The organism is Luteimonas kalidii (assembly GCF_029887935.1).
Taxonomy (GTDB): domain Bacteria; phylum Pseudomonadota; class Gammaproteobacteria; order Xanthomonadales; family Xanthomonadaceae; genus Luteimonas; species Luteimonas kalidii.
On sequence record NZ_JARXRO010000020.1, the window covers coordinates 157803 to 176356 of the forward strand.

17 protein-coding genes are annotated in these 18554 nt (G+C 72.7%); 8 read left to right on the forward strand and 9 right to left on the reverse strand.

Annotated elements, in window-relative coordinates; all coding sequences use genetic code 11:
• Nucleotides 1-45 precede the first annotated feature (45 nt).
• The 3 genes from QFW81_RS14185 (at nt 46) to QFW81_RS14195 (ending at nt 4079) form a co-directional block, all read left to right on the forward strand.
• Nucleotides 46-1155 carry an S-(hydroxymethyl)glutathione dehydrogenase/class III alcohol dehydrogenase gene (locus QFW81_RS14185; RefSeq protein ID WP_280579674.1) on the forward strand — a complete coding sequence of 370 codons (1110 nt, stop codon included), beginning with the start codon at nt 46-48 and terminating at the stop codon, nt 1153-1155.
• Between the two features lie 166 nt (nt 1156-1321).
• Complete coding sequence (gene fghA / locus QFW81_RS14190) at nt 1322-2164, forward strand: S-formylglutathione hydrolase (protein ID WP_280579675.1); 843 nt, start codon at nt 1322-1324, stop codon at nt 2162-2164.
• 91 nt (nt 2165-2255) lie between these two features.
• A complete protein-coding gene (locus QFW81_RS14195) occupies nt 2256-4079 on the forward strand; it encodes a methyl-accepting chemotaxis protein (RefSeq protein ID WP_280579676.1) in 1824 nt (607 codons plus the stop codon).
• A gap of 12 nt (nt 4080-4091) precedes the next feature.
• Here the strand turns inward: QFW81_RS14195 and QFW81_RS14200 are convergent, their stop codons facing one another.
• The 5 genes from QFW81_RS14200 to QFW81_RS14220 form a co-directional block, all read right to left on the reverse strand.
• Entirely contained in the window at nt 4092-4772 is a 681-nt protein-coding gene (locus QFW81_RS14200) for a Dph6-related ATP pyrophosphatase (protein ID WP_280579678.1), read from the reverse strand.
• A gap of 9 nt (nt 4773-4781) precedes the next feature.
• Nucleotides 4782-5123, reverse strand: coding sequence for a hypothetical protein (locus QFW81_RS14205; protein ID WP_280579681.1), 342 nt, complete (start codon nt 5121-5123; stop codon nt 4782-4784).
• 62 nt (nt 5124-5185) lie between these two features.
• Entirely contained in the window at nt 5186-6127 is a 942-nt protein-coding gene (locus QFW81_RS14210) for a DegV family protein (protein ID WP_280579683.1), read from the reverse strand.
• 221 nt (nt 6128-6348) lie between these two features.
• Nucleotides 6349-7653, reverse strand: coding sequence for an amidohydrolase family protein (locus QFW81_RS14215; RefSeq protein WP_280579685.1), 1305 nt, complete (start codon nt 7651-7653; stop codon nt 6349-6351).
• The gene (locus tag QFW81_RS14220; protein WP_280579687.1) at nt 7650-9038 is read right to left on the reverse strand and encodes an amidohydrolase; all 1389 of its coding nucleotides are present in this window, start codon (nt 9036-9038) and stop codon (nt 7650-7652) included. The genes QFW81_RS14215 and QFW81_RS14220 overlap by 4 nt, the downstream gene beginning before the upstream one ends.
• Before the next feature lie 106 nt (nt 9039-9144).
• On the opposite strand from QFW81_RS14220, the gene QFW81_RS14225 reads away from it, so the two are divergent.
• The gene (locus tag QFW81_RS14225; protein WP_280579688.1) at nt 9145-9921 is read left to right on the forward strand and encodes an AMP nucleosidase; all 777 of its coding nucleotides are present in this window, start codon (nt 9145-9147) and stop codon (nt 9919-9921) included.
• A 484-nt stretch (nt 9922-10405) separates the two neighbouring features.
• Nucleotides 10406-10951, forward strand: coding sequence for a DUF924 family protein (locus QFW81_RS14230; protein WP_280579689.1), 546 nt, complete (start codon nt 10406-10408; stop codon nt 10949-10951).
• A 28-nt stretch (nt 10952-10979) separates the two neighbouring features.
• Here the strand turns inward: QFW81_RS14230 and grxD are convergent, their stop codons facing one another.
• Nucleotides 10980-11906, reverse strand: a complete 927-nt coding sequence (gene grxD, locus QFW81_RS14235) for a Grx4 family monothiol glutaredoxin (RefSeq protein WP_280579690.1) — start codon at nt 11904-11906, stop codon at nt 10980-10982.
• Nucleotides 11907-12019: 113 nt separating this feature from the next.
• On the opposite strand from grxD, the gene QFW81_RS14240 reads away from it, so the two are divergent.
• Nucleotides 12020-12799: a polysaccharide deacetylase family protein gene (locus QFW81_RS14240; protein WP_280579691.1), complete on the forward strand. Its 780-nt coding sequence runs from the start codon at nt 12020-12022 to the stop codon at nt 12797-12799.
• A gap of 255 nt (nt 12800-13054) precedes the next feature.
• Here QFW81_RS14240 and QFW81_RS14245 read toward each other — a convergent pair whose 3' ends face one another.
• From QFW81_RS14245 to QFW81_RS14255, 3 genes are read right to left on the reverse strand one after another with little or no spacing between them, the layout of a single operon-like run.
• Nucleotides 13055-13726: a methyltransferase domain-containing protein gene (locus QFW81_RS14245; RefSeq protein WP_425604069.1), complete on the reverse strand. Its 672-nt coding sequence runs from the start codon at nt 13724-13726 to the stop codon at nt 13055-13057.
• Between the two features lie 20 nt (nt 13727-13746).
• The gene (locus QFW81_RS14250; RefSeq protein ID WP_280579693.1) at nt 13747-14364 is read right to left on the reverse strand and encodes an SGNH/GDSL hydrolase family protein; all 618 of its coding nucleotides are present in this window, start codon (nt 14362-14364) and stop codon (nt 13747-13749) included.
• The gene (locus QFW81_RS14255; RefSeq protein ID WP_280579694.1) at nt 14361-15629 is read right to left on the reverse strand and encodes an aminotransferase class I/II-fold pyridoxal phosphate-dependent enzyme; all 1269 of its coding nucleotides are present in this window, start codon (nt 15627-15629) and stop codon (nt 14361-14363) included. Before QFW81_RS14255 ends, QFW81_RS14250 begins: the two co-directional genes overlap by 4 nt.
• A gap of 214 nt (nt 15630-15843) precedes the next feature.
• Between QFW81_RS14255 and rsgA the strand changes: the two genes are divergently transcribed.
• Both rsgA and QFW81_RS14265 read left to right on the forward strand, forming a co-directional pair.
• Nucleotides 15844-17109 carry a ribosome small subunit-dependent GTPase A gene (gene rsgA, locus QFW81_RS14260; RefSeq protein WP_425604051.1) on the forward strand — a complete coding sequence of 422 codons (1266 nt, stop codon included), beginning with the start codon at nt 15844-15846 and terminating at the stop codon, nt 17107-17109.
• An 11-nt stretch (nt 17110-17120) separates the two neighbouring features.
• Nucleotides 17121-18365, forward strand: a complete 1245-nt coding sequence (locus tag QFW81_RS14265; protein ID WP_280579695.1) for a flavohemoglobin expression-modulating QEGLA motif protein — start codon at nt 17121-17123, stop codon at nt 18363-18365.
• Nucleotides 18366-18554 lie beyond the last annotated feature (189 nt).

Consider the following 18554-nt stretch of genomic DNA (forward strand, 5'->3'; position numbering starts at 1 on the left):
CCCTGCCGGCGCTGGCGCCGGCATCCATTGCAGGAGTCGTATCCCATGAAATCCCGTGCCGCCGTCGCCTTCGCCGCAGGCGAACCGCTGAAGATCGTCGAGATCGACGTCGCGCCGCCGAAGGCCGGCGAAGTGCTGGTGAGGATCACCCACACCGGCGTCTGCCACACCGATGCGTTCACGCTGTCGGGCGAGGATCCCGAGGGCCTGTTCCCGGTCGTGCTCGGGCACGAAGGCGCCGGCATCGTGGTCGAGGTGGGCGAGGGCGTGACCAGCGTGGCGCCGGGCGACCACGTGATCCCGCTCTACACCGCCGAATGCGGGCAGTGCCTGTTCTGCACCAGCGGCAAGACCAACCTGTGCACCGCGGTGCGCGCCACCCAGGGCAAGGGCGTGATGCCCGACGGCACCTCGCGCTTCAGCTATGAAGGCCAGCCGCTGTACCACTACATGGGCTGCTCGACCTTCAGCGAATACACCGTGGTGGCCGAGGTCTCGCTGGCGAAGGTCAATCCGGACGCCAACCCGGAGCACGTGTGCCTGCTGGGCTGCGGCGTGACCACCGGCATCGGCGCGGTGCACAACACCGCCAGGGTGCAGGAAGGCGACAGCGTCGCGGTGTTCGGGCTGGGCGGGATCGGCCTGGCGGTGATCCAGGGCGCGCGCCAGGCGAAGGCGGGACGCATCATCGCCATCGACACCAATCCGTCCAAGTTCGAGATGGCGAAACAGTTCGGCGCGACCGACTGCATCAACCCGAAGGATTTCGAACAGCCCGTCCAGCAGGTGGTCGTGGAGATGACCGGCTGGGGCGTGGACCATTCGTTCGAGTGCATCGGCAATGTCAACGTGATGCGCGCGGCGCTGGAATGCGCGCACCGCGGCTGGGGCCAGAGCGTGATCATCGGCGTCGCCGGCGCCGGGCAGGAAATCAGCACGCGCCCGTTCCAGCTGGTGACCGGGCGCAAGTGGATGGGCACCGCGTTCGGCGGGGTGAAGGGCCGCTCGCAGCTGCCGGGCATGGTCGAGGACGCGATGCGCGGCGAGATCGAACTGGCGCCGTTCGTGACCCACACGATGCCGCTGGACGGGATCAACGAAGCCTTCGATCTCATGCACGAGGGCAAGTCGATCCGCTCGGTGGTGCATTACTGACGCGCAAGCCCTTTCGCCTGGGGAGAGGGGCCGGCGACATCCAGATCGCCGGACGCCGCGCCTCCTGCAGCATCCGCATCCGGCAGGCAATCGCGCTTCGCCAAACCCTCATCCGGCGCTGTCGCGCCACCTTCTCCGGGCGGGAGACGGGAACACGGGAGAGACCATGACGCTCGAACGCATCGAACACCGCGCCTGCTTCGGCGGCTGGCAGGACGTCTACGAACACGCGTCGGACACGCTGGGCTGCACCATGCGGTTCGCGGTGTACCTCCCGCCGCAGGCGGCCACGCCGGGCGCGACGCTGCCGGTGCTGTACTGGCTCTCGGGCCTGACCTGCACCGAGCAGAACTTCATCACCAAGGCCGGTGCCCAACGCTACGCGGCCGAGCACGGCGTGGTCGTCGTCGCCCCGGACACCAGTCCGCGCGGCGACGAGGTGCCCGATGCCGACGGCTACGACCTGGGCAAGGGGGCCGGCTTCTATCTCAACGCCACGCAGGCGCCGTGGTCGACCCACTACCGGATGCACGATTACGTGGTCGACGAACTTCCGGCGCTGGTGGAGTCGGCCTTCGCGGTCGACGACCGCCGCGCGATCAGTGGCCACTCGATGGGCGGCCACGGTGCGCTGGTGCTGGCGCTGCGCAATCCCGGGCGGTACCGCAGCGTGTCGGCGTTCGCGCCGATCGTGGCGCCCTCGCAGGTCCCGTGGGGCGAGAAGGCCTTCACCGCCTACCTGGGCGACGACCGCGAGGCCTGGCGGGCGTGGGATGCCTGCGCGCTGGTCGCCGGGGCGGCCGAGCGGCTGCCGCTGCTGGTCGACCAGGGCGAGGGCGACGAATTCGTCGACAGCCAGCTCCGGCCGGGCCTGCTGCAGGCCGCCTGTGCCGAAGCCGGCCACCCGCTGACCCTGCGCCTGCAGCCGGGCTACGACCACAGCTACTACTTCATGGCCAGCTTCCTCGGCGAGCACATGGCCCACCACGCGCGGGCGCTGCAGGCGTAGCCCAGCCGCCGCGCGGGCCTGTCGCGAGGCCCGTGACTCAATTCCGGCGCCGGGCGGCCGTTACCGGCAGGGACCCTTTCCGGGAGCGGACATGCCCGCCTTCGACCCTGCCGCCACCTGCCTGCCCGCACTGCCCGACGCTCCCGTCGCGCTGATCCGGCTGGACGGCGACGGCTGCGTGCAGGCGCTCAACCGCGCCGCGATCGACCTGCTCGATCTTGCCGGCGCCGATCCCGCGTCCCTCCGGTGCGATTGCGTGTGGGGCCTGTCGCCGGACGACCTCGGTGGCGAGGAGGGCGTGTGGGTGGCGCCCGGCCCCGATCCGGCGCGCCGCGTGTGTTACCAGTACGACCGCGACGGCGGCGGCTGGCTGCTGTCGCTGCCCGATCCGCACAGTGCCGCGCTGTGGCGCGAACGCGCCGCGGCCGCGCCGGTGGTCCCCGCGGTGCCCGTCGCGCCGGTCGCCCCGGTGGCGACGCCGGTCGCGGACGAGGACGCCGCCGTACAGCTGCTGGCGCGCGTCGGCGACCGTCTGGCGGCCTGCGAACTCGACCTGGCGCTCGACCCCGCCGATGCCGCGCTCCCCGAGACACGCCGCCTCGCGGCCGGCTTCGGCAACCTCGCCGAGGCGATCCGCCAGGCCGTGGCCCTGTCGCTGCAGGTGGCCGCGGAAGTGCCGCAGGTGGTGGCCGAGAACGACGAGCTGGTGCGGCAGTCGCAGGCCCAGGTCGACGCGCTGGACACCGTGGTGGGCTCCACGCGCGGGCTGCTCGAAGGGCTCGAAGGCATCGGCGGCGACCTGCGCGCGGTGACCGCCGTCGCTGCCAGCGCCGACGACAGCGCGCGCGAGGGCGCTGCGGCCGCGCGTGCCCTGGCCGAGGCGATGGCCGCGGTGCAGGCGAGTTCGGCCCGCGCCAACGAGGTCATCGAGGTCATCGACCAGGTCGCCTTCCAGACCAACATCCTGTCGATCAACGCCAGCATCGAGGCGGCGCACGCCGGCCCCGCCGGGCGCGGTTTCGCGGTGGTGGCGACCGAGATCCGGCGCCTGGCCGAACGCGCGGCGGAGGCGGCACGCCACGTGCGCCGGATCATCGGCGAGAACGGCGATGCGCTCGGCGAGGGCGCGGCGACCGCGCGCCGCACCGAGGACGTCCTCGGCGGCATCGGCGCGCTGCTCGGCCGCGCGAGCGCGGCGATCGACACCGTCGCGACGGGCATCGCGCAACAGGGCGACGCGATCGCCGACATCGACCGCGCCGTCGGCCGGGTGGCCGAGCTCGGGCGCAGCAACCTGCAGCATGCGGCCAAGGTCGCCGAACGCAGCGAGGCGCTCGGCAGCGGCGCCGGCGCGCTGCACGACTGCGTCGGCCTGTTCCGGCTGCCGCCCGACCCGCTGCGCGAGCCGCGCCACGCGCGCGTGCTGGAACTCGGGCGCGAGGCCGCCACCGCCATCGGCGCGACCTTCGAGGATGCGTTGCGGCAGGGCTGGATCGCTGCCGACGCGCTGTTCTCGCGCGAGTACATCCCGATCGAGGGGATCGAGCCGACCAAGTACGAGACCACGTTCGACGCCCTGTGCGACGAACTGCTGCCGCCGCTGCAGGAAGCGGTGACCCGGGCGCATCCGTGGATCGTGTTCGCCATCAGCGCCAATCCCGACGGCTACGTGCCCACCCACAACGACCGCTTCTGCCAGCCGCTCACCGGCGATCCGGCGCGCGACCTGGTCGGCAACCGCACCAAGCGCATCTTCTCCGACCGCGTCGGCCGCAGCGTGGGCGCGCACACCGACCCCTACAAGCTGCAGGTGTACCGCCGCGACACCGGGCAGATCATGTTCGACCTGTCGGTGCCGGTATTCGTCGACGGCCGCCACTGGGGCGGCTTCCGCATCGGCTACACGCTGGACTGACGCCGGCCGGCGTCAGCCGCCGGCCAGCGCGAAGTCGGTGCGCGCGAACCGTTCGTCGACCACGTTCGTACCGCCCCGCACCAGTGCCAGCGGCGCGTCGAACATCGGGCCGTCATGCACGCAGGTGTGGAATTCGCCGCGCTCGCCGCATGGATCGACGCCCGCCGGCAGGGCGTCCAGCAGCCCCTCGTCGAACGCATGGCCGGCGAAGCGCGCGTCCAGCTGCTGCGTGTCGATGCAGCACAGCGAGGCGCGCAGTCCGCCGGCGATCATCGCGCGCGCCAGCGCGGCGGTGTCGCGGCCGAACAGCGGCGTTTCGATCCGCCAGCCGATGCGCGCCATGCGCTGCTCGCGCCAGGCGCGGATGTCGGCCAGGAACAGGTCGCCGAACGCCACCGTGCGCAGGTCCGGCCAGCGCGCCGATGCGGCCACCAGCGCTTCCGTCATCGCCGCCTCGTAGGCATCGTTGCCGCAGGCTGCGGGCAGGGCGACCTCCAGCAGCGGCAGCCCGGCGGCCCGCGCCTGCGCGCGCAGCACCTCGCGGCGCACGCCCTGCATCGAACTGCGGCCGTCCTCGCGGGTGATCGTGCTCAGCAGGCCGACCACCTCCAGTGCTCCACGCTGGCGCAGTTCGTGCAGGGTCCACGCGGCGTCCTTGCCGCCGCTCCAGGCGAGCAGGGCGGGCGTGCGCACGCGCTGCGCTCAGCCGGCGCGCACGTCGCGCAGTTCCCACGCGCTGCCCGCGAGCAGGCGCATGCGCTGGCGCAGCAGGTTGCCCGACAGCGATGTGGTCGCGACCAGGTCGACGTGCAGGTCGTGCGGCTCTCCGTTCACCGTGGCGGCGGGATCGACCGCGCCCAGCGCGGGATCGACCGCGTCCGGATCCTCCCGGGTGGCGCGCCAGCGCTGGAACAGCGCATCGGTGCGCAGCGCGGCCTGCAGTTCTCCGGCGAAGCCTTCGGCGCCCTGGGAGCGGAACGCGAACTCGCCGGCGTCGCGCAGCGCGGCCGGGTCGGGCAGGCGGAGGTGGTAGCGGGTGGCCATGGCGTCTCGTCCAAGCAGGGAAGGCTGCAGGCTAGCAGCGGCGCGTCGACGCCGCGTGGCGATCAGCCGAAGGCGTGCGGGTCCGCGGCCAATCCGATGCATACCGCGCCCTTGCCCACGTTGACCATCCCGGTCAGGCTCATCACGCTCTCGAACACCTCGATGTTGCGATCGGCGCAGGCCGCGCGCAGTGCCTCGTAGCCGGGCATCGCCCGCATCTCGTCGAGTTCGCCGCCGTAGCACAGGCACAGGGTGGGCGTGAGCAGGCCCGCGGACACGCGTCGTGCGGCGAACTCGAACAGGGCACGCACCGCCGGATCGAAGCCCTTGATCTTCGCCACCGGACCGGTGTCGCCACGCCAGCCGCGCAGCACCGGCTTGATGTCGAGCGCGGTGCCGAGCGCGGCGCTGAGCAGGCTCACGCTGCGGTCGCCCTTGTGGCGCGCGCGGTTGCGGATGTAGTACAGGTCGCGCGGTACCAGGTAGCCGTAGGTGTGCAGCGCCAGGTGTTCCAAGCGCGCGCGGATGCGGCCGGGGCCGTCGCCGGCCGCGCGCAGCCGCACCGCCTCCACCGGCAGCACGCCCTGCGCCGAGAACAGGTTCTGGGTGTCGACCAGGCGCATCGCGAACGGGGTCGGGTGGCCCGCCGCGGCACGGACCGGCTTGTACTCGTTGAGGATCGCGTAGCTGGCCTGCAGCGCGTTGTCGAAGATCTGGCTGCGGGTCTTCGTCACCGTGATGCAGAACACGTGGTCGTAGTCGACCACCAGCCGCTGCAGGAACAGGTCCCGGATCTGTTCGACGGTGAACGGAATGGTCTCGGCGCTGGCGCCGCGCTCGGCGATGTGGGAATGCAGGAAGGCCAGGGTGTCGGCCTCGTCGCGGTAGTCGACCCGCAGTTCGTCGCCGATGCGCACCGAGATCGGCAGGATCCCGACCTGGTGTTCGCGCAGCCAGGCGACCGGCAGGTCGCAGGTCGAATCGACCACGAGTCCGATGCGCATCGCCTGGTCCTCCGTCGCGGGGACGTCGCGCCCGCCTGCCGCCGCATTGTCTCGCAGATGCGTCCGCGCGGGTTCCCGGCGGCTCGTCTATCGCGGCCTGGGGATGCACGCGCGCCCACCGCGAGCAAGGGCGAGGCTTGGCGATGCGCGCGGGCCCCGGGCCCCGGCCCGTCCCGCGCGCGCGCAACGCGACGCCGATCGATGGTCGCGGGTGGCGGGCTTTACTCCACGCGCGCCGGATAGGCGCGCGGCAATGCGCCGGACTCGGCCGCCGGCGCCGCGCGCAGGTAGCGGTCGCGCAGCTCGGTCTGGCGCGAGCGCATCGGGATCGCGCGGCCACCCAGCCACACCTGCTGCGCGACCTGGGCGACGTCGAGCGGATCGCCGGTCCACAGCGCCAGGTCGGCGGTCTGGCCGACCGCGATCGTCCCGAGCCGGTCGCCGACCCCGAACGCCTGCGCCGGCACCCGGGTCAGGCCCGCGAGCCCTGCCTCCCACGGCAGCCCGTTGGCCACCGCATTGCCCGCCAGCTGGCGCACCTTGCGCGCGTTGTGCGAGGCGTCGCCCGACTGGGTGAAGCCCACCCGCACGCCGGCGGCATGCAGGCGCGCGGCGTTCTCGAGCGTGGCGCCGAGGCGGTCGAAGTTGCCCGGCAGGTTCACCAGCGGATCGAGGAACACCGGCACGTCGGCGGCGGCGAGTTCGCGGCCCAGCTTCCAGGCTTCGGCGCCGCCGGCGATGGCGATCCGCAGCCCGTGCGCACGCGACCAGCGCAGCAACTGGCGGATGTCGGCGGCGCGGTCGATCTCGACCACCACGCGGCCGCCGCCGTCGAGGTAGCGCCTGAGCGTCGTGCGCCCGGCGGGCGTGAGCAGGGCGAAGTTCGAATCCGCCGGCAGGCGTCCGCGCGCCTCCTCGACCAGCTGGTCGAGCAGCATCCACTGGCCCGCGCGCGAGGAACCGCTGAGGTTCGATGCGCCCGCGCCCAGCGCCACGAACAGCACCTTCGGGCCGCTCGGGTCGGGACTGCCATCCAGGCGCACCACCGCGCCCTGGCCGCCGACGATCGAGCCGCCGGCGGTGGTGTTGGCGGTGAGCAGGGTGAAGCCGATGCCTTCCACCCGTGCGACCGGCAGCAGGATCGATTCCGGGTTGTAGGCCAGGGTCACGTCGAACTCGGGGCGGACGGTGATGTCCTTGGCGTTCTCGCCCAGCGCGAGCGAAGCGTCGCGGGTGGAGGCCTCGCCCGAGACTTCCTCGATGCCGATGCCGGTGATGCCGCCGAACAGCGCCGGCGTGAGCGGGCGTCCGCCGGCATCGACCTCGGCCACTCCGGCTGCGGCCAGCCCGCTGCCGATGGCGGCGATGCGGCCGCCGCGCACCAGCACGTCGTGCGCCTGCAGCGTGCCGCGTTCGCTGGCGGTGTGCACGGTGGCGTTGCGGATCAGCACGTCCTGCGCGAACGCGGGTCCGATGCCGAAGGCGGCGACGAGCGGCAGCGCCAGCAGTGCGAGGCGGCGGTTCATCGGGCACCTCCGGTCGCCGCGGTCGGCTGGCCGAGCATGAAGTCCGTCGTCGGCCGCAGCGTCGGGTCGGCGCGGTCGTACAGGCGCGCACCGTCGATGTACACCTGTTCGGCATGCGCGTACACGGTGAACGGATTGCCGTTCCACAGCACCACGTCGGCCATCTTGCCGGCCTCCAGGGTGCCGGTGACGTCGAGCACGCCCAGCGACTTCGCCGCGTTCTGCGTGATCCAGCGGATCGCCCGCTCGGGCGCGATCTCGATGCCCACGCGGCGCGCGTTGGCCATCACCTTCGCCGCCTCCTGGTTGAGGCGCTGGATGCCCTCGTCGGAATCCGAATGCACGATCGCGCAGCCGTTGGCGGGCCGGTCGACGATCGCGATGTTCTCCTGGATGCCGTCGAAGGCCTCCATCTTGAAGCCCCACCAGTCGGCCCACAGCGCGCCGCACACGCCGTCGGCGGCCAGGCGGTCGGCGAGCTTGTAGGCCTCCACGCCGTGGTGGAAGGCGGCGATCTGGAAATCGAACTCCTTCGCCAGGTCCAGCATCTGCGCCATCTCGTCGGCGCGGTAGCAGTGGATGTGCACCAGGATGTCGCCGGCCATCGCGCCGGCCAGCGTCTCCAGCTTGAGGTCGCGCTTGCCGGAATCGTCCTTCTCGCGCTTCTTCGCGTAGTCCTGGGCGTCGATGAAGGCGCTGCGGTAGCCGGCCACGTTGCCCATGCGCGTGGACGGGCCGCCCTTCTGGCCGTAGACGCGCTTGGGGTTCTCGCCGCAGGCCATCTTCAGCCCGTGCGGCGCGCCCGGGAACTTCATGCCCTGGGCGGTGGTGGCGGCGACGTTCTTGAGCGTCACGCCGCGCCCGCCGACCAGATTGGCCGAGCCGGGCAGGATCTGCAGCGCGGTGACGCCGCCGGCCAGCGCCGCGCCGAAACCGGGATCCTGCGGCCACACCGAGTGCTCGGCCCAGACCTGGGCGGTGACCGGCGCGGTGGCCTCGTTGCCGTCGCTGTGCGCGCTGGCGCCGGGGCTGGGGTACACGCCCAGGTGCGAGTGCACGTCGATCAGGCCCGGCGTGACCCACTTGCCGCGGCCGTCCACGCGCACCGCATCGCTGCCGGCGGTGAGCCCGCTGCCGACGGCGGCGATGCGGCCGTCCTGCAGCAGCACGTCGGCGCCTTCGAGCCGGCGCCCGTCGCCGGTGAGCACGGTGGCGCCGCTGATCAGCACCGGCGGCGCGGCGATCGCGCGATAGGTGCTGGCGTAGGCCTCCTGGCCGGAGCCGGGACGCGCCTCGGCGGCAGACGCCGGGGCGTCGCTGCCGCCGGTGCTCGCGCAGCCGGCGAACAGGGCCAAGCACAGCGCGGCGGTCAAGGGTCGGAGCATGCTGGTGTTCCCCGGGAGAATCGGCGGACGGTAGCCGCTGGCGCGGGATGCGCCAGCCGCCAAAGGTCATGGTGCGTGACAGAATGCCGCAAAAAAAGGAGACGGCATGAAGGACAAGCACGAGATCGTCGCCAACTGGCTGCCGCGCTACACGGGCGTGCCGCTCGAGGAATTCGGCGAACACATCCTGCTGACCAACTTCGGCGGCTACCTGGGGCACTTCAGCCGGCTCACGGGCGCCGAAGTCGTCGGCATCGACCGGCCGATGCCCAGCGCCACCGCCGACGGCATCACCATGATCAATTTCGGCATGGGCAGTCCGAACGCGGCCACCATGATGGACCTGCTGTCGGCGATCGGGCCCAAGGCGGTGCTGTTCCTGGGCAAGTGCGGCGGGCTCAAGCGCAAGAACCAGCTCGGCGACCTGGTGCTGCCGATCGCGGCGATCCGCGGCGAAGGCACGTCCAACGACTACCTGCTCCCCGAGGTGCCGGCGCTGCCGGCGTTCGCGCTGCAGCGCGCGGTCTCGACCATGATCCGCGACCTCGGCCACGACTACTGGACCGGCACCGTGTTCACCACCAACCGCCGGGTCTGGGAGCACGACGACGCGTTCAAGAAGCGGCTGCGCGCGATGCGCTGCATGGCGATCGACATGGAGACCGCGACCCTGTTCGCCGCCGGCTTCGCCAACCGCATTCCGTCGGGCGCACTGCTGCTGGTGAGCGACCAGCCGATGATTCCCGAAGGCGTCAAGACCGACGTCTCCGATGCGCGCGTGAGCGCGGAATTCGTCGAACGCCACATCCAGATCGGCATCGAGGCGCTCCGCCTGATCCGCCGCCACGGCAAATCGGTGCGGCACCTGCGGTTCGACGAATAACCGCGCCGCGGCGCGCACGGCGTGCGTCTGCCGCCCGCTACCGCATGCGCGCGCTCGGCCTCGTCCGGGCGAGGCAATGCGACGCCTTCCCGACGCCGAAGCGTCCGGAATTCCGAGGCATCGACCCGTAGCCCGGGTAAGCGAAGCGCACCGGGACCTCGCGATCGCGACCGCCGCCGCGGTGTTCCCGGTCGCCCGTACCCGCGGATGCAGCAATTCCGGATGGGTCATCCCCGGATGCGGCCTGCGGCCTTATCCGGGCTACGCGGTGCGCTTCCCGGCACGGATGTATCCCGGATCGCCAGGCGTCGGTCGTAGCCCGGGTAAGCGAAGCGCACCCGGGGCCCCGCGCGACCCGGACCGTTGCGCGCTCCCGATCGCGCGCATCTGCGGATGCGGCACTTCCGGATGCGGCCTCTGGCCTCGTCCGGGCGACGCGACCGGAGCGCTTCGCACTGCGTATGGTCGCGGCTATCATCCGCCCATGGACAACACACACGAGATCGGCCAGGTCATCGAGTTCTGGCGCGCGTCCGGCTACGAGCGCTGGTTCAACGGCGGCGATGCGTTCGATGCCCAGTGCGGTGAGCGCTTCACCGACCTGCACCTGGCCGCGGCACGCCGCGAGTGCGAGACCTGGATGGACAGTCCCGACGGCGCGCTGGCGCTGCTGATCCTGCTCGACCAGATCCCGCGCAATGTCTACCGCGGCAGCGGCCACGCCTTCGCCACCGATGCGCTGGCGCTGCACTATGCGCGGCGCGCGCTCGACGCCGGCCTCGACCGCGAAGTGGATGCGGACCTTCGCGCGTTCATGTACATGCCGTTCGAACACTCCGAGGCGCTGGCCGACCAGCAGCGCGCGGTGTCGCTGTTCGAGGCGCTGGGCGACGCACAGTACCTGCAGTACGCGCAGGCGCACCTGGAGGTGATCGAACGCTTCGGCCGCTTCCCGCACCGCAACCGCGCGCTGGGTCGCGACAGCACCGCCGACGAGCAGGCCTGGCTGGACGCGGGCGGCGGCTTCTGAGCCACCGCCCGCGGGCGGGCGCCTGCGCTCAGTACTTCGGGATCGACGCGTCCACCGTGTCCGACCACGCCGCGATGCCACCCTCGACGTTGAACACATTGCGGAAGCCGAGCGCGCGGAACTCCTCGGCCGCCTGACCGCTGCGGCCGCCGCCGTGGCACAGGAACGCGATCGCGGTGTCCTTCGGCAGCGCCTCGATCGCGCCGCGGCCCTCGTCGAAGGTGCGATAGGCCACCGGCACGGAGGCGATCGCGCGTTCCTCGGGCGGGCGCACGTCGACCAGCATCACCTCGCCGGTGCGCACCTTGGCGTCGGCTTCGGCGGGCGTCAGCGTGCCCACCGGGCCCGGCGCGTTCGGGTTGTCGATCACCAGGCCCTTGCCGCGCATGTCGTCGGCGAAATCAATGGTCAGCCCCTCGGCGCGGCGCGCGCCGGCGACGTCGAACTGGACCCGCACGCCGTCCACGTCGACCGCGATCGCATCGGCATCGGCCGGGCCGAGGTTGAGGCGGGTGCGGTAGCCGCGGTCGACCTCCACCTGCAGCGCCACTTCGCCGCCGGCATCGTCGATCGCCTGGCGGATCATCTTCAGCGCCGCCGGGGTGATGGTGATCGACGGCGGGGTGCGGTCCGGCGCGGGCAGGCCGAGCGCGGCGTGCAGTTCGCCGCTGTTGACCATCTGGCCGATGATGTCGCTGCCGCCGACCAGCTCGCCGTCGATGTACAGCTGCGGGATGGTCGGCCAGTCGCCGTAGGCCTTGATGCCTTCGCGGATCTCGGGATCGGACAGCACGTCGATGTGGGCGTAATCGGCGCCCAGCGCATCGAGCGCGGAGACCGCCTTGGCCGAGAACCCGCACTGCGGCGCGCCCGGCGCGCCCTTCATGAACAGCACGGCGCGGTTGGACTGCAGCAGCGCGTCGATGCGGGCGCGCACGGCGGGGTCGAGGGACATGGGGGAATCCTGCGGAAAACGGGGCCTGCCATGGTACCGCGATCGTCCGCAGGCGGCCCGGAACGCAGCGGTGCGCGGACCGTCGCGCAGGCGGCGATGGCATCATCGTGCCGATGCACGCACCCCACCGCCCACCCCGCCATCCCCGCGCCTGGCTACCGTTGCTGCTGCTCTCGCAGGCGGTGGTGGCGTGGCTGTGGTGGCGCTGGGGCTGGCCGGTCGGGTTGCCGGTCATGCTGGCGACCCATGCGGTCGCCTGGTGGGGCGTGCTGGCGCCCAATGCGGCGCTGTACGGGCCGGTGCTGTCGCGGCTGTCCGCGGATGAACGCCAGGTCTGGCTGACCATCGACGACGGCCCTTCGGACGACACCCTGCCGATCCTCGACCTGCTCGACGCGCACGGCGCCAGGGCCACGTTCTTCCTCGTCGGCGACCGCGCGCAGGCGCGGCCCGACCTGGTGCGCGAGATCGCAAGCCGCGGCCACGGCATCGCCAACCACAGCCTGACCCATCCGCAGGCCCGGTTCTGGGCACTGGGACCGCGGCGCATGCGCGCGGAGATCGAAGGCTGCCAGCGCCAGCTGCAGGCGATCACCGGCGCCGCGCCGCGCTGGTTCCGGGCGGTGGTGGGGCATGCCAATCCGTTCGTGTCCACGCCCCTGCGCGATGCGGGACTGGCGCGCGTGGGCTGGAACGCGCGCGGTTTCGACGCGGTCGAGCGCGATGTCGGGCGCGTGGTGAGCAGGATCGAGCACGACCTCGCGCCCGGCGCGATCGTGCTGCTGCACGAGGGCGCGCCGCATGGCCGCAGCGTCGAGATGATCGCCGCGGTCCTGGCGCGCCTCGAGGCGCTGGGGTATCGCGCGGTGGTGCCGGAACCGGGGACGGCGTAGCGCGCGGAGCGAAAACCGGAACAAGATCCGGGATCGGCATCCGGAAAGTCCAGCGCATGGTCGCCTGTGTGCCGGGGGCACAGTGATGCGGTTGTCCTGGTGGAGAGAACCGCACCACGCGATCGAGGTCGCCGCGGACTCACACCGGAAACCGGCGTCGAGCGTCGTCCATCCGTGCGGATAGCAGCAGGAACATTCCGCAGGCTCGGCTCACAGCCTTGCGATTCGACGAGGCCGATACCCGACCCGTCCGCGTCACGCCTTGCGCGCGACCACCAGCCAGTTGTTGAACGGCGTGTTGCCGAACCAGGGCCGGATGTCGGCCGCCAGGCCCGCGGCATCGAGCCGTGCGCGCAGGTCCTCGACCGCCGGATAGTGCTTCGGCCGGTCCGGCATCCAGCCAGTCAGCGCGGCGAAGCGGTCGCCGGCGCGGGTGCGGCGGATGCGCGCGCTGCCGTCGTCGAGCGCGGCGCGCATCACCAGCACGGCGCCGGGCGCGAGCATCGCGGTCGCCGCGTCCAGCAGCGTCGCCTGCTGGTCGCGGGTGAGGAACTGCAGCACGTCCAGGATCGCGACGCTGCCCCGGTGCGGCGGGTAGCCTGCGGCCAGGTCGACCACGTCGAAGCGCACATCGGCCAGCGCCGCACGCGCGGCGATGCGGCGCGCGCGTTCGATCTTGGGCGCATCGATGTCCACGCCCAGGTAGTCCGTGCGCTGGCCCTCGCGGCGCAGCGCGTGCGCCAGCAGGCCCAGGCCGCAGCCCAGGTCCAGCAGCGGCGCGTCCACCCCGCGCAGCGCATCGAGCACGCCGGGATACAGCGGGTCGGTGCGCAGCTTGGTCAGCGTGTAGTAGTAGTCGTAGCGGTTGCCCAGGGTGCGCTCGGGCAGGAAGGCGCGGGCGATGCCCTGCGCGGCGGCGGCTTCCATGGGCCGCGGGACGGGTCCGTTCATGGCGGCGACAGTAACCGACGCGCGACCGGCAGCGCCAGCCGCGTCCACTGCGCGTACATGGCGGCGGAGGGATGCAGGCCGTCGTCGGCCAGCATCGGCACCTCGCCCCCCTGCGCGCGGCTGGCCGCGGTGATGTCGACGAAGGCGATGCCGCGCGCGTCGCAGGCCGCCTGCGCGGCGGCGTTGAAGGCGTCGAGCTCGCGCGCGATCTGCGCCCGGTCGCGGCCGGACTGGATCGCGAACGGGGTCACGCCCCAGTCCGGGATCGACAGCACCAGCGCACGCCCCGGACGTCCGCCGGCCAGGGCGACGGCGCGCACGAGCAGGGCATCGAACTGCGCGCGGTATTCCGCCACGTCGCGGCCGCGGTACTGGTTGTTGACGCCGACCAGCAACGAGACCAGGTCGAAGCCGGCAGGCGGATCCGCCGCGTCGATCGCGGCCGACAGCTCGTCGGTGGTCCAGCCGGTGGCGGCGATGATGTCGGGGTCATCCAGCGCCAGGCCATCGGCACGCAGCGCGCGCGCCAGCTGCACCGGCCAGCGCCCGTCGGCGTCGATGCCTTCGCCGATGGTGTAGCTGTCGCCCAGGGCGAGGTAGCGCACCCGCGTCACGCCGCGGGCCGGGCCTTCTTCTTCATCGGCACCACCTTGGCGTGGGCCTGCGCGCGGCGGTCGAGCACCCGGTCGATGCGCGCGAACACCTCGCGCACCACGTCGGGCTGCGGCAGCAGGGTGACCCGGAAGTGGTTGCGATAGGGCACGTTGAAGCTGGCGCCCGGCACGATCAGCACGTCCTCGCTCTCGAGCATCTCCAGCGCGAAGCCGTGGTCGTCGAAGTTCTGCGCGGCGTCGCCGACCACGCCGGGGAAGGCGTACAGCGCGCCGGCCGGAGACGCCAGCTCCAGGTGCGGGCTGGCGGCGCAGGCCTCGATCACCGCGCGGCGGGTCTCGTACAGCCGGCCACCCGGGCGGCACAGCGGGGTGATGGTGTCGGCGCCGGTGAGCGCGGCCTCGATCGCGAACTGGCCCGGCACGTTGGCGCACAGGCGCAGCGCGCCGAGCAGGTCCATCGCGTGGCGGAACTCGGTGCTGCGCTTCGGATCGCCCGACAGCACCGCCCAGCCCACGCGCCAGCCGCAGGCGCGATGCACCTTGGACAGGCCGCCGAACGACAGGCACGGCGCGTCGCCGGCGATCGGCGCCACCGGAACGAAGGTGTTGTCGTCGTAGAGGATGCTGTCGTAGATCTCGTCGCACAGCAGCAGCAGGTTGTGCCGGGTGGCGATCGCGACGATGCGCTCGAGCAGCTCGCGCGGATAGTTGGCGCCGGTCGGGTTGTTCGGGTTGATCAGCACGATCGCGCGCGTGCGCGCGGACACCAGCGCTTCCAGCTCCACCGGGTCGGGCAGGAAGCCGTTGCCTTCGCGGCACTGGTAGAACACCGGGCGGCCGTCGTTGAGGATCGTGGCGGCCGACCACAGCGGGTAGTCGGGCGAGGGCACCAGCACCTCGTCGCCGGGGTTGAGCAGCGCGCGCAGCGAGATGTCGATCAGTTCGCTGACGCCGTTACCCACGAACACGCGTTCGGGCGAGGCGTGCGGCGTGCCGCGCGCGACGTGGTGCGCGGCGATCGCTTCGCGCGCCTCCGGCAGGCCCTGCTGGTGGGTGTAGGGATCGGTGCGGTGGATGTGGTCGGCGATCGCGCGCTGCAGATGCTCCGGCGCGCGGAACCCGAACGCCCCCGGGTTGCCGATGTTGAGCTTGATCAGGCTGCGGCCCTGGGTCTCCAGCTCGCGTGCGCGCCGGGCGAGCTCGCCGCGGATCTCGTAGCGCACTTCGGACAGGCGTTCGCGGACGGGCAGGCTGGGCAGTGACATCGGAGCGGCGGCGGGGCGGCGGGAGGCCGCGAAACTCCGGATCATACGCCTGTGCCACGCGCCCGCACGCCGGCGTGGAGGCGCGCGTTGGCCCGCAACCGTGACCGGCTGCGCGGCCGCGGCTGCCGGACCTGCGCGGCAGCGGCGATCCCGAAACGGGCGCACGCGCCCGCAGGCCCTAGAATCCCCGCATGCCGATCCCGCCCGCCCGCGCTTGATCCCCGCCGCCAACGCGCTGCGCGCGATCGGCTGGCCCTGTGTCGGCGCGCCTGGGCCGGGGCCGTGGGCCGACGCGATGGCGGCGCACCCGCAGGCGCGACCGGCGCGGGTGGTGGAGCAGCACCGCTCCGGCTACGTGGTTGCCGATGCAACCGACCACGCCTTCACCGTCGAGTCGCCGCCGGAGTGGCAGCGCCCGCCCGGCTACAAGCGTGGCAAGGTGGCGCCGGAGGATCGCGCGGTGGTCGGCGACTGGGTGCTGGTCGAGGACGGCAGGCGGATCGTCGCCCTGCTGCCGCGACGCAGCGCGATCAAGCGCGGGGCCGCCGGCGAACACTACCGGCAGCAGCTGATCGCCGCGAACATCGACACCGTGCTGATCGTGTGCGGGCTCGACGGCGACTTCAATCCGCGCCGGATCGAGCGCTACCTGCTGCTGGTGCAGGCCGAGGGCGTGACCCCGGTGGTGGTGCTGACCAAGGCCGACCGCCCCGGCGTGGACGTGGCCGCGGCGCGCGCCGGGCTGGCGGCGATCGACCTGCCGCCGCCCGCAGCCGCCGACGCGGACGGTGCCCCCGACACGCCCGACCCGGCGCAGGATCCACCGCGGCAGGTCGAGGCGACGGGCTCCGCGTCTTCCGGCGCAAGCTCCGCGGGCGTCGCCGTCGTCGCGGTCAACGCGCGCGACCCGGCCAGCGTCGCCGCGCTGGACCGCTTCCTGCCGCCCGGCGCGACCGCGGTGCTCGTCGGCAGTTCGGGCGCGGGCAAGTCGACCCTGACCAACTCGCTGCTCGGCATCGAGCGGATGAAGACCGCCGAAGTCCGCGAACACGACGCGCGCGGCCGCCACACCACGACCTTCCGCGCGCTGATCGCGCTGCCGTCGGGCGCCTGCCTGATCGATACCCCGGGCATGCGCGAACTCAAGCCCACCGGCGAGGAGACGCTGGCCGACGGCGGCTTCGGCGACATCGAGGCGCTGGCCGCGCAGTGCCGCTTCCGCGACTGCGCGCACCTGAAGGAGCCGGGCTGCGCGGTGCGCGCCGCCGTCGAATCCGGCGCGCTGGACGCCGGGCGCCTGGCCAACTACCTCAAGCTGCGCGACGAGGTGGCCGGCGCCGCGGACCGCCTGGCCTCGCGCGTGGCCCAGCAGGCCGATGCGAAGGGCTCGTCTGGCAAGCGCCCGGGCGCGGGCGCACGCGGTCCCGGCGGCAGGCCGCCCACCCGGCCTCCGGGCGGCGGCAGCGGGCGCCGCGGCTGAGGGGAGGCGGGATGCCGGACGCCATCGCCCACCACGCTGCGCTCGATGCGCGCCTGGTCGCCGCCGCCCGCGGCCTGCGCGTGCTGTCGCTGGCCAGCTGGCCGGCGTCGGTCCAGCGCGGATTCCTGGACGCCCACGCGCGCGGACAGCTGCGCATGCCCGAGGTGCGCTACCCGCGGCACGATTTCAGCGCGGCGCGGCACCAACTGGCGGAAATCGCATCTGCCGCCGATGCCGACCACCCGCTCGGCGCCTACCTGGTCGAATCCGCCCGCGCCTGGGACCTGGCCGCGCGCCTGCTCGAGGCCCTGGGCACGGCGCAGGCGGGCGCGCTGTCGGTCGCGCTGTACGGACATCCGGATGACCCGCTGCCCGGCGGCGGCACCACCAGCCGCGACGCCGCGCGCCACTTCATCGGCATCGCCGACGAGCTCGACCACGAACTGCTTGCGCCGCAGGAACAGGTCGGCGTGTCGGCCACCGCGCTGCGGCTGCAGCTGCAGGGCGACCTGGATGCGTTCTTCGGCGAGCGCGTGATCGCGGTCGAACTGGATCCGGACATGATCGCCAAGGCCGCCGCGGGCGCGTACCGCATCCGCCTGCGCGACGGCGCCGCGTTCAGCGATTACGACCGCCAGCAGCTGCTGCACCACGAGGCGCTGGTGCACTCGCTGACCGCGCTCAACGGACGGGCGCAGCCGGTGCTGCCGAGCCTGGCGCTGTCCTCGCCGCGGGTCACCGCCACCCAGGAAGGGTTGGCGGTGCTGGCCGAGCAGATCACCGGCAGCATCGACATCGAACGCATGAAGCGCGTGAGCCTGCGCACCGAGGCGATCGCGATGGCGCTCGCGGGCGCGGACTTTTTGCAGGTGTTCGGCTACTTCCGCGATGCCGGGCAATCCGATGGCGAGAGCTTCGCCTCCGCCCAGCGCGTGTTCCGCGGCGTGCCGCTCGGCGGCGGCGCGGCGTTCGCCAAGGACACGGTGTACCTGCGCGGCCTGGTCGAGGTGCACACCTTCTTCCGCCACGCGCTGCGCGAGGGCCGGCTACGGCAGTGCCGGTGGCTGTTCGCCGGCAAGATGACGCTGGAGGACGTGCGCCGCTTCGAGCCGCTGTTCGAGGACGCGACGCTGGCGCCCCCGCGGTGGCTGCCGACCTGGGTCGCGCGCGCCAACGGCCTGGCCGGCCTGCTCGCGTTCTCGCTGTTTGCCAACCGCATCCGGCTGGACCGGCTGTCGAACGGTGACGGGGACTGAGGCCGCGCGCGACCTGCGGGCGGAGGCCGCTTCGTTCTGTCGGTCCTTGCGCCGGGCCTCGTGGTTGAGCTCCGCGCCGCAACCGCCGTTCATGCTGCACCGCCGCGTCGGGCGTGTGAGCGCTCACGGGCGGCCGCGCGCCGCGCGCGTTCGCGGCCGCCGCAGCGGCAGCGGCCGGCCCGTCCGGGG